The 15,976-nt window shown below is 47.3% G+C and carries 13 protein-coding genes; 11 read left to right on the top strand and 2 right to left on the bottom strand.

Features of this window, described 5'->3' with window-relative positions:
• Nucleotides 1–46: 46 nt before the first annotated feature.
• The gene (locus K6V26_RS24095) at nt 47–1,852 is read left to right on the top strand and encodes a Na/Pi cotransporter family protein (protein ID WP_009860126.1); all 1,806 of its coding nucleotides are present in this window, start codon (nt 47–49) and stop codon (nt 1,850–1,852) included.
• A 511-nt stretch (nt 1,853–2,363) separates the two neighbouring features.
• Here K6V26_RS24095 and K6V26_RS24090 read toward each other — a convergent pair.
• Both K6V26_RS24090 and K6V26_RS24085 read right to left on the bottom strand, forming a co-directional pair.
• The gene (locus K6V26_RS24090) at nt 2,364–3,323 is read right to left on the bottom strand and encodes a helix-turn-helix domain-containing protein (RefSeq protein WP_224264094.1); all 960 of its coding nucleotides are present in this window, start codon (nt 3,321–3,323) and stop codon (nt 2,364–2,366) included.
• A 128-nt stretch (nt 3,324–3,451) separates the two neighbouring features.
• Nucleotides 3,452–5,629, bottom strand: a complete 2,178-nt coding sequence (locus K6V26_RS24085) for a sensor histidine kinase (RefSeq protein ID WP_224264093.1) — start codon at nt 5,627–5,629, stop codon at nt 3,452–3,454.
• Nucleotides 5,630–5,831: 202 nt separating this feature from the next.
• On the opposite strand from K6V26_RS24085, the gene rpoN reads away from it, so the two are divergent.
• The 10 genes from rpoN to K6V26_RS24035 all read left to right on the top strand — a co-directional run bounded on the left by rpoN (nt 5,832) and on the right by K6V26_RS24035 (nt 15,976).
• The gene (gene rpoN / locus K6V26_RS24080) at nt 5,832–7,286 is read left to right on the top strand and encodes an RNA polymerase factor sigma-54 (protein WP_009860130.1); all 1,455 of its coding nucleotides are present in this window, start codon (nt 5,832–5,834) and stop codon (nt 7,284–7,286) included.
• Nucleotides 7,287–7,298: 12 nt separating this feature from the next.
• The gene (locus tag K6V26_RS24075) at nt 7,299–7,919 is read left to right on the top strand and encodes a phosphatase PAP2 family protein (protein ID WP_009860131.1); all 621 of its coding nucleotides are present in this window, start codon (nt 7,299–7,301) and stop codon (nt 7,917–7,919) included.
• 16 nt (nt 7,920–7,935) lie between these two features.
• Nucleotides 7,936–8,316 carry a glycine cleavage system protein GcvH gene (gene gcvH, locus K6V26_RS24070; RefSeq protein WP_009860132.1) on the top strand — a complete coding sequence of 127 codons (381 nt, stop codon included), beginning with the start codon at nt 7,936–7,938 and terminating at the stop codon, nt 8,314–8,316.
• Nucleotides 8,317–8,823, top strand: coding sequence for a 5-(carboxyamino)imidazole ribonucleotide mutase (purE, locus tag K6V26_RS24065; protein WP_009860133.1), 507 nt, complete (start codon nt 8,317–8,319; stop codon nt 8,821–8,823). It begins immediately after the preceding gene.
• Nucleotides 8,824–9,009: 186 nt separating this feature from the next.
• Nucleotides 9,010–10,848 carry a 4-hydroxy-3-methylbut-2-en-1-yl diphosphate synthase gene (locus K6V26_RS24060; RefSeq protein WP_224264092.1) on the top strand — a complete coding sequence of 613 codons (1,839 nt, stop codon included), beginning with the start codon at nt 9,010–9,012 and terminating at the stop codon, nt 10,846–10,848.
• 39 nt (nt 10,849–10,887) lie between these two features.
• Entirely contained in the window at nt 10,888–11,322 is a 435-nt protein-coding gene (dut, locus tag K6V26_RS24055; protein WP_009860135.1) for a dUTP diphosphatase, read from the top strand.
• 130 nt (nt 11,323–11,452) lie between these two features.
• Nucleotides 11,453–13,213, top strand: a complete 1,761-nt coding sequence (locus K6V26_RS24050; protein ID WP_048317097.1) for a tetratricopeptide repeat protein — start codon at nt 11,453–11,455, stop codon at nt 13,211–13,213.
• Nucleotides 13,210–14,088: a DUF4292 domain-containing protein gene (locus tag K6V26_RS24045; protein WP_224264091.1), complete on the top strand. Its 879-nt coding sequence runs from the start codon at nt 13,210–13,212 to the stop codon at nt 14,086–14,088. The genes K6V26_RS24050 and K6V26_RS24045 overlap by 4 nt, the downstream gene beginning before the upstream one ends.
• Nucleotides 14,089–14,090: 2 nt before the next feature.
• Nucleotides 14,091–15,389 (top strand): murein hydrolase activator EnvC family protein, encoded by a 1,299-nt coding sequence (locus tag K6V26_RS24040; RefSeq protein ID WP_046146004.1) that lies wholly within the window; start codon nt 14,091–14,093, stop codon nt 15,387–15,389.
• Nucleotides 15,390–15,445: 56 nt separating this feature from the next.
• Nucleotides 15,446–15,976, top strand: a complete 531-nt coding sequence (locus K6V26_RS24035; RefSeq protein WP_122326983.1) for a chromate transporter — start codon at nt 15,446–15,448, stop codon at nt 15,974–15,976.

The following is a 15,976-nucleotide window of genomic DNA, read 5'->3' as shown; positions in this document are numbered from 1 at the left end:
CATACATTCATTTTAATCGGATATTTATCCACTTAAATTTACATAAATGGACTATTCTTTTTTTGATTTTCTTACGCTTGTAGGAGCATTAGGTATGTTCCTATACGGAATGAAAGTAATGAGTGAAGGTCTGCAAAAAGTCGCAGGAGACAAGTTACGCAGCATTCTCTCGGTAATGACGACTAACCGATTTACAGGTGTTCTGACCGGGATTCTGATCACAGCACTCATTCAGTCATCAAGTGCCACTACCGTGATGGTTGTCAGTTTCGTTAATGCGGGACTTCTGACGCTAACCCAGTCAATCAGTGTCATCATGGGAGCCAACGTCGGTACGACGGTTACGGCATGGATCATCTCCCTCTTCGGATTTAAAGTCGACATCAGTGTCTTCTCCCTGCCGCTCATCGGATTATGTATTCCGCTGATATTTTCCGGCAAGAGTAAACGAAAATCATGGGGTGAATTTTTAATGGGTTTTGCTTTCCTCTTCATGGGGCTATCCTATCTGAAATCTTCAGTGCCCGACTTGCAAAGCAATCCTCAAATCCTTTCTTTCTTACAAGATTATACCTCTTTGGGATATCCTTCCCTCCTTATATTCCTCCTTTTAGGAACCATTCTTACAGTTATCGTTCAATCATCCAGTGCTACCGTTGCCATCACATTGATTATGTGTACGCAGGGATGGATTCCTTTCGAGATGGCGGCAGCCATGGTACTGGGAGAAAATATCGGAACAACCATTACAGCGAATATTGCGGCTATTTCGGCGAACGTTTCGGCCCGGCGTGCTGCAATCGCCCACCTGATGTTTAACGTATTCGGGGTATGTTGGGTGATGGCACTGTTCTATCCGTTCACCAGCATGATCACCTGGATCGTTACAAACTATGGCCCGGGCGACCCGAACGAGATGACACAGTTCCTGAGCACACTCGATCCGAAGACGATCTCCCTGATCACTTCCAGCGCGCAGATCACAGACCCGCACCTGCTCGCTTTGCAAAAGCAATTACTCACATTACAGGTATCCGTTTCCTACGGCCTTTCCCTGTTCCATACCGTATTCAATATAACAAACGTTTGTATCATGATCTGGTTCGTGAAGTTCTACGTATATGTTTGTTCAGCCCTGATCAAACCGAAGAACGTAAGCGACGAAGAAGAGTTCCAGTTGAAATATATTCCTTCCGGCATGCTCTCCACTTCCGAGTTATCATTGATGCAGGCAAAGAAAGAGATTGCCGTATTCGGAGAACGTACACAACGTATGTTCGGCATGGTTAAAGACCTGTTCTATGAGAAGAACGAAGACAACTTCCTGAAGATATACAGTCGCATCGAAAAGTACGAGAACATCAGTGACCGTATGGAAATCGAGATTGCCAACTATCTGACATTCGTTGCTGAAGGACGCCTGAGTTCTGAAGGTAAGGAAGAAATCCGTATCATGTTGCGTACCGTGACGGAAATAGAAAGTATCGCCGACTCGTGCAACAACCTGGCACGTGGTATCAGACGCCGCAACGAAGGCAAATCCGAGTTTACCGACGAGCAGAACCACAACATCGACCAGATGTTCGCCCTGCTTGAAAAGGCCCTGACCCGGATGAATGAAATCCTCCACATGCAGGAAGTCGTTCACGACGATATCAACCAGTCTTACAACATTGAAAACGAGATCAACAATTATCGCAATCAGTTGAAGATACACAATATGGAAGATGTCAACAATAAGAAATACCAGTATCAGGACGGTGTTTATTATATGGACCTTGTCGGTGAATCCGAAAAGCTGGGCGACTATGTATTAAATGTAGTACAGGCCGTTATCGAAAAGAAAATATAACCATAAACTTTTATGGTTACCAAGTAAAAGCTCTTTCCGTTTATCCGGAAAGGGCTTTTTCATTATCCGATAGTCCCGGAGAGAAAACTACCTTATTCTTCATAGTATCATATATTATGATACAACATTCTCATAATATATGCGATTATAATATCATAATATATGATACATCAAATTCCTTATAGAGTAATCCCATACAGGTCAGGAGAGAAGTAAACAGGGAGAGTGGCAAAGAGAAGGAAAGGTCTATAAACAATTAAAGCCTGTCTCACGACAAGCCCTAACCAACTTTGTTAACCTTAAATCTAATACTATTATGAAAAAACCACAATGCAAAGATAAGGCTGTAGCAAGCCTTTGTCAAGTCTTTTACAGACAATATATGTTAAGCTATCCGGGCATTGTAGCTAAAAATTGTTTTAGAACACAAAACTTTATACAATACAGACAAAAACTGCTAATTTTAACAGTTAAAAGGAGCATTTTCCACCCTTTTAGCACCCTGCAAAACTTATAGCATATCTACTATCCGCCGCTGCTCTTCAAAAAAGACGATACGGTCTTTCTCTCCGCTACGGGAGATCAGGGTAGAAGTACGGATCAGGGATTGCATCCACTGCTTCATCCGTTGGAATATAGCTTCGTCAGGAGATGTCGCGTCGTTCAGTGTGAAAGATTTAAGCATCGTCAGATGGCAATGTTGCGTTTCCACATAACTGTAACTGGTTTCAAAGTTAACACTGCTGACAAAAAAGTGGATATTCTTGCCTTCCTTCCAGAAACCTCTGGCAGCCAAAGTCTCCAGGTCATCAATAAAGATCATCAGTTCCTTCTTCAGGATATTTATCTCCTCCCGGGTAATCAGGTAGATGCTGGCAAAATATTTAATATCATTCACCAGGTACAGGAATGTCATGCTATCCATTATATGGTACGCATTGGCAGCCTGGCAAACCTCCGTTACAATCTCGCTGTTAATCAGTTGCAGCCGGACAGGCGGTTCAATCTGGCTGTACCGGGCAGGCATAACATTCCCACATTGATAAATCCATTTGAACAGGTAAAACCGATAAATATGCCTGTAGCCTAACACCAACGACTGAGGAAGAATATTCAACGCCCCGCCCACTTCTGAATTCGGATCATCCTTGAGATACCTCAACTCATTCACAAAGTTTTCGAGCATCTCATAATCTTCTTCGCTCGGATTCAGGAAGTTTACCTTTTTCATCTGGAACGGCCTGCTCTTACCCGAAGAACTGCCAATGATATGATCCAACGAAATATCCAGCTTGGCAGCAATGGTAGCAATTTCGAAGATGGTAAAAGGGACATCGCCTCTCAACCGACGATAAACGGCTTCCTTTTCCAGCATCAGAAGATCGGCCAACTTATTTGTCAGTACGCCTCGGCCCGGAAACTTGTCTTTAATAGCCGTTACAAGATTTTCATATAACAGGTCATTTTTCATACACAATCGTTTTTCAAATTTGGTCTTAGTTCCCGGCGTCTGTCCTAAAAAACACGTTCTGTTTCCGACAAATATATGCAAAAACTTTTGATTATGTAGCTCTTATACCTGTTTCCTTTCTTTCTTTTTTATTCACAAGGCAGTGTAAACCAGAACCTTGAACCCACACCAGGCGTTGAATCCACACCGATCTCACCGCGTAAGGCATTGACGATCGTTTTACAAATAGACAAGCCTAAACCAGTACCTTGCTTGAAAGAATCGACTTTGGTAAACCGTTCGAAAATCGTTTCGATATGCCTGGCTGAAATACCGATACCGGTGTCGCTGACTTCAAACAAGACATGATCCTCTTCCACACGATAGGAAAGAGTGATAGCTCCTTGTTCGGTAAACTTGATTGCATTCGACAGTAAGTTGGAGACCACTTGCGTAACTCGCTTGGGGTCGGTATGGAGTATTTTGTCCGGCAAAGCATTCAGGTCGCACCGCATGGAGACGCCTTCCTGAACTTTCAGGGAATGTACCTTATATTGTTCTGCACATATTTCCTTTATATTGACATCTGCCAGCGAATAATCCATCATTCCCGATTCGATCTTTGAGAAATCGAGGATATCGGTGACCAGACGAAGAAGCAGGTCGCAATTTGTATTGATAATCTTCACATATTCATCCTTTCCCTCTTCATCATCCATTTCAGCAATGATACCGGAGAAACCGACAATGGCATTCAAAGGCGTACGGATCTCATGGCTCATATTGGCCAGAAACGTAGATTTCAGCATATCTGCCTCACGGGCCTTTTGCATTTCCAGTTCATTCTTACGCGATTCGTCACGGGCCTGCTGCAAATTCTCTTCCAACTGTTTCTCTCCCGTTATGTCCGTTATATAACAAACAACTTTGCAGGGATGCCCGTCTTTATTGATTTTGTGTGCCTGGGCATTTATACGAATCCAGGTGGGAACTGTCCGGACAAACATTTTACATACAAAACTACAATTATCAGTCTCTCCGCGGATAACCTGCAAAAGAGGTCCCATATCATTCCCGGGGATAGAACTGAATTGCCCCAAATCCCACAACTCCTGAATAGACAGATAATTATGTGTCTTCAGATAATTGAACAAAGGATTTGAACTGGAATGGTCATTCAACACAGGGTCTATATACAGTTCATCCTCCTCCACACTATACTCACCGACTATTGAACGGCCGGACAACAGAACGGCTTTCAAAATAGCCAGGTTGTTACGGGTCTGTTCCGCTTTAAGTTGCATATCCGTGTTATCTGAAATGATTAGCAGGTATCCGACCAGCCCGAACTCCGGATCATTCAGTCCTATTCCCTTTATCTGAAGATATTTGACCTGGTCTACGAATGCCGATGGATAATAGCTGGTATTCTGTATGATACTAAAATCATAGACGAATGGAAAACTAAACGCCCGTCCGCTCTTTATCCCCTTCAGTATTTTCTCCGGAATAGCCGGGTTCCTGAAAAGATTAATGCCTAAAAGATCTTTGCGGGCAGAGCCGAAAATACGGGCATCAGCCTCATTGAGATCGATCAGGTAACCTTCGGAGTCATATAGTTCCACCCCGATAGGCAAATTATTGAAGAACTGTTTAAATTTGATGCTGAGTTCCGCCAAATGTTTCCTCGATTCTTCCAGGCTGGCTTGTGTCTCCCGACGTTCGATGATCAGGGAAAAGATACTTGCTATAATATGTAAGTCTTCGATTTCCGTAGCAGTCCAGAAACGTTGTACACGAACAGAATCAAAACCAATAAACCCCTGTATTTTATTATGGAAAGAAAGCGGAATAATAAGCATGGATTTCAGGTGCTGCAACTCAAACAGCTTTTTATCCGTTTCCGCTTCCGGAGGCAGGTCGCTCATGCTGCACATGACGATATCACGTCCGTCCTTCACTGTTTCCATGATCCAGGGGATAGTCTCGTCCGTCAGTTCCGAATGGTTCTCTTTGGGGACTTCCACCCATTCGCTCATCACTTCGTAAGGGAAATAGGCTGTCCGCCCGTCTTTTTCAAAAATAGCTACATATCCCCAGTCTGCATTGAAAAAGTTCAGGAGCAAACTCATGGCCTTCTCTATCGGCTGGCGTTCTTCATTAAACAGCAATACAAGTACCTCGGAAATAATACGCTTGATATTGGAAGCTTCAGCAAAAGAACTGCCGGTATCGGCCTTCCGTTCATTGTCACGTGCTTCTAATAATAGTATCAGTTCCTCTTTGGATAATCGGTTATATTTGTTCTTTGTTAGTGTTGACATCATATGGTAATTCTTTATAAACGCAAAAATATTGAATAGTTTTGATTTTTAAGGCATTTCAAGGAACTAATTCACGTCGAGACATGTTAATATTCACCGGAAATCGCCCGGAAGGCCGTTTCTTTAGAACAATTATGCTTTTAATCATAAGCGTGTTCAGCGTAAAAAGTTATATTTGCATGTTCTAATGTAGACGATTTTAAATATGTTGAAGCAACAGTTACAACAAAAGTTACAGCAAAAGCTATCTCCGCAGCAGATCCAGTTAATACGGCTTCTGGAACTTCCCGCTATCGAGCTGGAAGAACGAATCAAGCACGAACTGGAGGATAATCCTGCCCTGGAGGAAGGAAAGGATATTGCGGACGACTTTGAACGGACTGACGACGAGGGTGTTGATGATATAACTACAAACGAAACAGATACAGACCTCTCACTCGGAGACTATATGAGTGAAGACGATATCCCGGATTACAAGCTCCGCGAGATAAGCGAGAAAACCGACCGCAAGGAAGATATTCCTTTTTCCGTAAGCCAGTCATTGAACGAATATCTGCTGCAACAGCTCGGATTGCGTGACCTGCCGGAAAAGGAAATGAAGATTGCCGAATATATTATCGGAAATATAGACGACGACGGTTACTTGCGTCGCGAACTCTCCGCCATTGCCGACGACCTGGTTTTCCAGGCCGGACAAGACGTTAACGAGAAAGAAATAGAAGAGGTGCTCACCATCATACAGGATTTCGACCCCGCCGGAGTCGGAGCCCGCAACCTACAGGAATGTTTATTGCTCCAACTCGACCGTAAAGAGTCGACGCCCGGAGTAAAGATGGCTATCCATATCCTCACGGAATATTTCGAGGAATTTACCCGCAAGCACTACGACAAGATCATGCGCGGCCTCAACATCAGCGAAGGCACGCTGAAAAAGGCTATTCACGAAATAATCGCCCTCGATCCTAAACCTTGCAGCAGCTGGGGTGGTTCTATGGAAGCAGCCATGAGCCAGGTCATTCCGGATTTCCTGGTCGAGGCGGTGAACGGCGAATTGATCCTGAGTATGAACAACCGGGATATTCCGGATCTGAAGATCAGCCGTGAATATGCGGAAATGTTTCAGGACTACACCGGCAATAAGGCCAACCAGACTTCCAAAATGCGTGAAGCAGTGCAGTTCGTAAAACAAAAGCTGGATTCCGCACAATGGTTTATCGACGCTATCAAACAGCGCCAGGAAACATTACAGCGTACGATGGAAGCCATCATCCTCCTGCAACGGGACTTTTTCCTGACGGGAGACGATGCGACCCTGCGCCCGATGATACTGAAAGACGTGGCCGAACGTGCGGGATACGACATATCGACCATTTCGAGGGTTAGCAACAGTAAATACGTGCAAACCAATTTCGGCATCTACCCTCTGAAGTTCTTCTTCTCCGAATCGATGCAAACCGACAGCGGCGAGGAAATATCCACCCGTGAGGTGAAGAAGATAATGAAAGAACACATAGACAGCGAGGATAAACGCAAACCGCTCACAGACGAGGAACTCACCACGATCCTCAAAGAGAAAGGTTATGTGATCGCCCGCCGCACAGTGGCCAAATACCGGGAACAACTAGACATTCCGGTTGCAAGGCTCAGAAAAGAAATATAAATTTGAAGCGTTATGAGATTGTTTTCAAATATAATATCCGGCATGTTCCACCCGTTACTAATGATAACGTATGGAGTCATTCTGGCATTGTCATTCACATACCTGGCGATCTACCCGCCCACCATGAAGTTGTTTCTGGTTGGCGGAGCCTTCCTGTCGACAGCCGTCGTTCCGGGAATTTTCATCTTTCTGATGGTTAAGAACGGGGCCGCCGGCGACCTGGAACTGACAGACCGCAAAGAACGGGTAGTTCCCTACCTGATCATCATCACCTCCATCATGGTCTGTATATTTTATATGTACAAGATGATGATCCCGTTCTGGTTCCTCTCGTTGCTGATGGGGGCCTGCGTAGCATTGCTCTTTTCCCTGTGCATTAACTTCTTCTGGAAGATCAGTGCCCATGCGCTGGGCATCGGAGGACTTCTCGGAGGAATCATGGGTGTTGCGCGCATCCACCTGATAAATCCTTACTGGGGATTCATTATCATACTGCTGGCAGCCGGGCTGGTCGGTACTTCACGTATCTTTTTAAAACGGCATACTCCTATGCAGGTATATGCCGGCTTTTGTCTCGGTTTTATATGTACCTTTGTAGCCTCATTATTGAGTTATATCTATTTATTCATCTAATAAAAACACTAAAGTTATGAACTTTCCTGCTGATTTAAAGTACACAAAAGATCACGAATGGATTCGTGTAGACGGCGAAGTTGCCTATATCGGTATCACTGACTATGCTCAGAGCGAATTAGGCGAAATCGTTTTTGTAGACATCACCACTGAAGGCGAAGTCGTTGCCAAAGAAGAAGTTTTCGGTACAATCGAAGCTGTAAAAACTGTTTCCGACCTGTTCATGCCGGTTAGCGGAGAAGTGATCCAGGCAAACTCCGAACTGGAAGACAAACCTGAACTGGTAAACGAAGATGTTTACGGAAACGGATGGTTGATCAAGATTTCCATGTCTGACCCTTCTGAACTGGACGACCTGCTGTCGGCTGCCGAATACGAACAACTGATCGCAAAATAAATGACACCGGTAGTAAGTATTATCATGGGCAGCACTTCAGACCTGCCCGTAATGGAAAAAGCAGCCAAGTTGCTGGACGAAATGGAGATTCCTTTCGAAATGCACGCCTTGTCTGCCCACCGTACTCCGGCTGAAGTGGAAGCCTTTGCCAAAGGAGCCAAAGACCGTGGTATTAAAGTTATTATCGCCGCAGCCGGTATGGCTGCACACCTGTGTGGCGTGATTGCATCCATGACTACCGTTCCGGTAATCGGTGTGCCTATCAACTCTACACTCGACGGTATGGACGCCCTGCTGGCTATCGTACAGATGCCTCCGGGAATTCCTGTTGCCACTGTCGGTATCAACGGAGCATTAAACGCCGGAATCCTGGCAGTCCAGATGCTTGCCGTAGGAGACGAACAACTCCAGGGCAAGCTGGCCGATTACAAGGAAAATCTGAAGAAAAAGATCGTAAAAGCCAACGAAGAGTTAGCTCAGGTATCTTTTAAATACAAAACTAATTAATCAGATTGTTGGAACATAGCCTGTTTTTAGCGACTGAAAGGTAACTTTTCCCCTCTTGAGAGCGGGCAGGGGGTGTGTTAAAGCCAGTAAATAAGGCGAAAAGATAACACACCCCTTATCTCCTCTCAAGAGGGGAAACAGATACCACCGGACGCTCCGGCCATGTTCCCCAAAACAAACTAGTAAATGGATTATTTTAATTACAGTCGCCGTAAATCATCTGTTGTCAATATAGGAAACACCCCGTTGGGGGGCGAGAACCCGATACGTATCCAATCCATGGCCAATGTATCCACCATGGACACCGAAGCCTCTGTCCGCCAGGCCATCCGCATGATCGAAGCCGGAGCCGAATATGTGCGTTTCACCGCACAGGGAGAACGCGAAGCCCGCAACCTGGGAGAGATCCGGAAAGAACTGAATGCCCAGGGATATACCACCCCACTCGTTGCCGACATACATTTCAACCCCAGAGCGGCCGATGCCGCCGCCGAAGTGGTGGAAAAAGTACGTATCAACCCCGGTAACTATGTTGACAAAATAAAAACATTTGACCTTCTGGAATACACCGACGAAGAATATGCCGCCGAATTGCAGAAGATACGCGACCGTTTTGTCCCTTTCCTCGACATTTGTAAAAAACACGGAACCGCCATCCGCATTGGCGTAAATCATGGTTCACTGTCCGACCGTATCATGAGCCGGTATGGTGATACCCCTGAAGGAATGGTTGCCTCCTGCATGGAATTTCTGCGTATCTGCCGGGACGAGAATTTCGCGGACGTGGTAATCTCCATCAAAGCATCCAACACGGTTGTCATGGTCCGCACCGTACGTCTGCTCGTCCGTACCATGGAGGCAGAAGACATGCACTACCCGCTCCACCTGGGAGTGACCGAAGCCGGTGACGGTGAAGACGGCCGCATCAAAAGTGCTGTCGGTATCGGCGCCCTGCTGACCGACGGAATAGGCGATACCATCCGCGTATCCCTCAGCGAAGACCCGGAAGCAGAAATACCGGTTGCCCGCAAACTGGTAAACTACATACTGGAACTCCGGGAGCACAGGCCGATTACCGCCCAGGCAGTTCCCGGATACGACCCGGTAACAGTCACACGCCGCATCAGCCGGGTAACGGAAGGCATCGGAGGCAATTTCCCTCCCGTCGTCATCTCCGACCGTAGCAACGGCGACTTCGAATTCGATTACTCTTCCCTGCCCGATTACATATACATCGGCAAAGAAGACCCGGACAATCTTCCCGACAACTTTCGCATGCTGGTAGATGCCCATTTCTGGAAAGAACGTCCGAATGCCTACCCTTACTTCATCGCTTCCGAAATAGAGGAGATGAAAGAATACAACTCTCCGCTGAAATTCATCCGCCTGACATACAATGACCTGACGGACAAGACGCTGGAGATACTGAAACAGGATAAAACAGCCGTGGCAGTCCTGAGCACCCACCACCGCAACGGTGTCGGATCGCAACGTGCAGCCATGCACAAATTACTGGCAGCGGGCTGCGATATCCCCGTCATCCTTCACCGCGACTATCACGAACCGGACAAGGAAGCCCTGCAACTCAAAGCGGCAGCCGACTTCGGGACCTTGCTGCTCGATGGTTTCGGCGACGGTATCATGCTACATAATAACGATGAATGCGAAGCCCTGGTCACCGACAGTTACATGTTCGGCATCCTCCAGGCAACCCGTTCGCGCATCAGCAAAACAGAATATATCTCCTGCCCGAGTTGCGGACGTACGCTCTATGACCTGCAAACGACGATTGCCCGCATCAAAGAAGCCACTTCCCACCTGAAAGGATTGAAGATCGGCATCATGGGCTGTATCGTAAACGGTCCCGGCGAAATGGCTGATGCCGACTACGGTTATGTAGGTGCGGGACGCGGGCAGATCAGCCTCTACAAAGGCAAAGAATGCGTGCTGAAAAACATCCCCGAAGAAGATGCAGTAGAACGTTTAGTTCAGTTAATAAAAGAGAACGGTGACTGGCAGAACTGATATTTGTACTATCTTCGTCCCTCAAAATCAAGATATAATATGGAAGTAAAGATAATTAATAAATCACATCACCCGCTGCCTGCCTATGCAACAGAATTGTCGGCAGGTATGGATATCCGTGCAAACCTGACAGAACCCGTAGTGCTGAAACCATTGGAACGCAAGCTGATCCCGACCGGATTATATATTGCCCTGCCCGAAGGTTACGAAGCACAGATGCGCCCCCGCAGCGGCCTGGCATTGAAACACGGTATCACTCTGTTGAATACGCCGGGTACGATCGATGCGGATTACCGGGGTGAGATCGGAATCATTCTAGTCAACCTTTCTTCCGAACCGTTCACCGTGAACGACGGGGAGCGTATCTGCCAGATGGTAATCGCCACCTACAGCCAGATCGACTGGAAGCCGGTAGAGGTACTGGACGATACGGAACGGGGAGCCGGAGGTTTCGGACATACAGGCAAGAAATAGACCCTCCTTTTGACGGTGATCGTCAAAGGGCGTTGACGGAGGTCGTCACCCCTCGTTGACGGAAGCCGTCAGTTACCGTTGACGACTACCGTAACAAATCAGATTAAAATAAGAACATAGAATAAGATATATGTTGAAACAACTAATATACGGGATACTTTTTTCACTTCTCCTGCTGACGGGAACCAACCCCTTGCATGCAGAAGAGACCCGGAAAGACACTCCCACCAAGGCAAAAGAATTAAGTGAAGCCGAACAACGGAAATTCGACTATTTCTTCTTCGAAGGGCTGAACCTGAAAACAGCCGGAAAGTTCGATGCGGCTTTCGACGCTTTCAACCATTGCATGGCCATCGACTCGACGGCATCTCCTGTACTGTACGAACTTTCATCGTTCTATGTGCAGATGAACCGGCCGGAAAAGGCGGTCGAGATGTTACAGCGTGCCGTAGCCAACAGCACGGACAACTTCACCTACCGGATGGCACTGGCTACTATCAGCCGCAACCTGGGCATGTACGGAGAAGCAGCCGAGGAATATGAGAAACTGGTAAAAGCCTTTCCCGGAAAACCGGAACTGAACTATTACCTGGCAGAAGCACTGACACAGGAAGGCGAAACCGGCAAGGCTATCGACGCCTACAACGCCCTCGAATCGTCCATCGGCATGAACGAGGCACTCTCCATGCAGAAATACAAGCTCTACAACCAGCTGGAACAATCGGATGCCGCTTTCAACGAAATAGAAAAGCTGGCTATCAAATATCCGATGGAAGCCCGCTACCAAATCATCCTGGGTGACCTTCACCTGGAAAAGAACGACACGATAAAGGCGCGTGCCTACTACCAGAAAGCCCATGAGATCGACCCGGGTAACCCTTACTACATCGTCTCTATGGCCAACTACTACGAAGCGACCGGCAACAAGGATGCCGCCGAAACGCAGATACGCAACGCCCTGATCAATGAAAAACTGGACGTAGACACCAAAGTCGCTATCCTCTCCCGTTATATCCTGAAGTTGCAACAGACGAAGAAAGGGACAGACAGCGCCAACGCCTTGTTCCAGACATTGCTCGAACAACATCCGGAAGACACCGACCTGAAACAGATGTACGGCAGCCTGCTGATCGCCCAGGGGAAAACAGACGAGGCCCGTTTCCAGTTCCAGCTTATCACAGAGATGGAGCCCGAAAACGCTGCCGCCTGGCAACAACTGCTGAATATGTCGCTGAAAGCCGAAGATATTCCCGAAGTGATCCGTATCTGTACCAAATGCCAGGAACTGTTCCCGGATGCCCCCGAATATTATTTCTATCTGGGTATCGCTTATTACCAGCAGGAGAAATACCAGGAAGCCCTGAACACCTACTATGCAGGTATCAACATCATCCCGACGGATAATCCCCGGCTTAAATCCGATTTCTACGGACAGATCGGCGACATCTACTATCAGATGAAACAAATGGACCAGACATACAAGGCTTACGACGAAGCACTGAAATACAACGACAACAACATCGTTGTCCTCAACAACTACGCGTATTTCCTTTCCCTGGATAAAAAAGACCTGAAAAAGGCGGAACGCATGAGCGCCCAGTGCATCAAGCTCGAACCGGACAATGCGACCTATCTGGACACATACGCATGGATATTCTTCGTACAGGGCAACTACACCCTGGCCAAGATCTACATCGAAAGCGCCCTGGAGAAAGACACGACGAAAAGTTCGGAACTGGTAGACCATTACGGCGACATCCTGTATATGATAGGAGACAAGGACAAAGCCGTAGAACAATGGAAAAAGGCCCGCGAAATGGGTAAAGAAAGCGAAATACTCGACCGCAAGATCATAGAAGGCAAATATATCGAAGAGGAGGAAGCAAAATGAAAAGGATGACAACTCTTGTCCCCGCGATCCCGTGTCAGGCACGGGAACGGGTAAGTTTAGCTTTTATCTTATTGATCATCCTGTTCTTGTCCGGCTGTAAAACATCAAAGAAAGTCGGGACGGTAGCCTCCGGCAGCGCCAAGGCACACAACGAGTTTTTCGAATCCATGGAAGAACATTCTTTTCAGTTCAATACGATGACGGCACGCCTGAATGCAGAACTGAAAACGGCCAAAAACAACATGAGTTCGCGTGTCGACCTGAAGATGGTCAGGGACAGCGCCTTCCAGCTATCCGTACAGCCATTCCTGGGGATCGAAGTTTTCCGCGCCGAATTTACCGTCGACAGCATAAAGGTAGTAGACCGCATGAACAAACGGTATGTCGCCGAACGTTATGCCGACCTGAAAGGCCAGACACCGATCGAATTTAACTTTTATAACCTCCAGGCACTGTTCACCAACCATATCTTCCTGCCCGGCAAACAGGAGATAGACCCCAAACAGTACAAACGTTTCAAACTGAACCAGGAAGGTTCGACTGCCGAGATCAAGGTCAAAGACACGATGGGACTGCTTTACACCTTCTTTGCCGACGGCGAAGAGAAGTTGCTTTCCACCTATATCACCGACCCGTCCGAGCAATATGCCCTGCAATGGGACTATTCCGATTTCCGCGTGGCGGAAGGACAGCCTTTCCCGATGCTGATGGACGTACAGGTCCTGGCAAACGGTTCGTCGCAGGGAGGCATCGCTTTCCGTTTCTCCCGCATCCAGACGAATGTTCCGGTTAATCTGGACTTTTCCATTCCGGCTAAGTATAAACGTATTACCTTTGCACAAATCATAAAATCAATCAGTAACAGCCAGCAATAAAAATGAAGTACATTTGGTTTGTCATATTCACGTTATCTGCCCTGACCGCCTTCGGACAGAAGTCCGCCCGGGTGAGACAGCTTGAAGAACAGCGAAAAAAAGCGCTAGCCGAGGTCGAAATGACAAACCAATTACTGCAAGAGACAACGCAAACAGCCCAGAACACCCTCAACCGGCTGAATCTGCTCTCCCAGCAGATCCTTTCCCGTAAAAAGGTGATCAGCCTGCTCAACCAGGAACTAGGCGAACTGGATAACCAGATAACCGCTTCCCGCCGTGAGATCAATAAGCTGGAAAAAGAACTGGACGGTAAACGTGAGAACTACGGCAAGTCTATGCAAAGCATGTACAAACGCCGCAGTTCGCAGGATAAACTGCTCTTTATCCTCTCCGCCGATAATTTCGCACAATCCATGCGCCGTATGCGTTACCTGCGTGAATATGCCGACTGGCAGAAGCTCCAGGCCACCGAGATCATCGACAAACAAACCGAGATCACCCTCAAACAAAAAGAACTGGAAAAGACACGTTCCGAAAAGAACGCATTGCTGGGAACCCGCGAACAGGAGAGCCAAAAGCTCCAGACCGAGGAAAGCAGCCAGAAAGCCGAAGTGCAGCAACTCAACAAAAAACAAAAGCAACTGAAAGAAGAACTCCGGAAGAAGCAGCAGCAAGCCAATGCCCTGAACCGTCAGATCGAAAAGCAGATTGCCGAAGAGATAGCCCGTGCCGAAGCCGAAGCTAAGGCCGCCCGCGAACGTGAACGCCGTGCCCGCGAAAAAGCCAAAGCAGAAGGAAAAGAGCCAGTCAAAGAGCCCGTACAGGAAGAACGCGTAGCCGATACCAAAGGCGGTTATGCCATGACACGCGCCGAAAAGAAACTGTCCGACGACTTCGCCGGCAACCGTGGCCGCCTGCCCTTCCCGGTAGCCGGACGTTATACGATCGTCGGAACCTTCGGCGAACAACAGCATCAGGAACTGAAATACGTACGCACCAACAACAGCGGTATCGACATTCAGACAAATCCCGGAGCCGAAGCCCGTGCCGTCTTCAATGGCGAGGTAACCCGTGTATTCGTAGTGCCCGGCTACAATAACTCCGTCATCATACGTCATGGTAATTACCTGACCGTCTACAGCAACCTGAGCCAGGTATATGTAAAGGCAGGCGATAAAGTCAGCACCCGTCAGACTATCGGAAAGATATTCACCGATACGGAGAGTGGCAATGCCACCATCCTTCATTTCCAGCTTTGGAAAGAAAAGACCAAGCTGAACCCTACTCCGTGGCTGGACTGAGCAGTTGACTAAAAAAAGTTTCCTACCTTTGCCACTGACTTTAAAAAAAAATGACAATGTATTTGACACTCTTTCTTACTTTCCTGAAAATTGGTGTGGGAACGATAGGCGGTGGCTATGCAATGCTACCCTTGATACAACGGGAGGTAGTAGACCGCGGCTGGCTGTCGAAAGAAGATTTCATCGACCTTTTCTCCGTTGCCCAGTCGTTACCGGGTATCTTCGCTGTAAACATCTCCATCTTTGTCGGTTACAAGTTGAAAAAAAGTATGGGAAGTGTAGTTTGCGCACTCGGGACAATCCTGCCGTCTTTCCTGATTATCCTGCTGATCGCCACGTTTTTCACCCGCGTGCAGGACAATGAATGGGTTGAAAAGATATTCAAAGGCTTACGTCCCGCCGTCGTGGCGCTGATCGCCGTGCCTTGTATCACTACGGCACGTTCCATCAAACTGAGTTATCTCACGATGCTTATCCCCGTTGCAGCCGCGTTGCTGATCTGGATAGGAGGCGTTTCGCCGGTATGGATCATCCTGGTTGCCATTGCAGGCGGGTTGGTATATGGTTTAAAGATAAAGAAAAATTGA

The sequence above is a fragment of the Parabacteroides goldsteinii genome, assembly GCF_020091425.1.
Lineage (GTDB): Bacteria > Bacteroidota > Bacteroidia > Bacteroidales > Tannerellaceae > Parabacteroides > Parabacteroides goldsteinii.
Note: the sequence above shows the minus strand (reverse complement) of the source record. Positions and strands in the feature narration are given on the sequence as shown.

Coding starts and splice junctions, on each gene's coding strand:
- K6V26_RS24045 (WP_224264091.1), top strand. CDS start 13,210: ATGAAAAGGATGACAACTCTTGTCCCCGCGATCCCGTGTCAGGCACGG.
- K6V26_RS24050 (WP_048317097.1), top strand. CDS start 11,453: ATGTTGAAACAACTAATATACGGGATACTTTTTTCACTTCTCCTGCTG.
- dut (WP_009860135.1), top strand. CDS start 10,888: ATGGAAGTAAAGATAATTAATAAATCACATCACCCGCTGCCTGCCTAT.
- purE (WP_009860133.1), top strand. CDS start 8,317: ATGACACCGGTAGTAAGTATTATCATGGGCAGCACTTCAGACCTGCCC.
- K6V26_RS24035 (WP_122326983.1), top strand. CDS start 15,446: ATGTATTTGACACTCTTTCTTACTTTCCTGAAAATTGGTGTGGGAACG.
- K6V26_RS24090 (WP_224264094.1), bottom strand. CDS start 3,323: ATGAAAAATGACCTGTTATATGAAAATCTTGTAACGGCTATTAAAGAC.
- rpoN (WP_009860130.1), top strand. CDS start 5,832: ATGTTGAAGCAACAGTTACAACAAAAGTTACAGCAAAAGCTATCTCCG.
- K6V26_RS24075 (WP_009860131.1), top strand. CDS start 7,299: ATGAGATTGTTTTCAAATATAATATCCGGCATGTTCCACCCGTTACTA.
- K6V26_RS24095 (WP_009860126.1), top strand. CDS start 47: ATGGACTATTCTTTTTTTGATTTTCTTACGCTTGTAGGAGCATTAGGT.
- gcvH (WP_009860132.1), top strand. CDS start 7,936: ATGAACTTTCCTGCTGATTTAAAGTACACAAAAGATCACGAATGGATT.
- K6V26_RS24060 (WP_224264092.1), top strand. CDS start 9,010: ATGGATTATTTTAATTACAGTCGCCGTAAATCATCTGTTGTCAATATA.
- K6V26_RS24085 (WP_224264093.1), bottom strand. CDS start 5,629: ATGATGTCAACACTAACAAAGAACAAATATAACCGATTATCCAAAGAG.
- K6V26_RS24040 (WP_046146004.1), top strand. CDS start 14,091: ATGAAGTACATTTGGTTTGTCATATTCACGTTATCTGCCCTGACCGCC.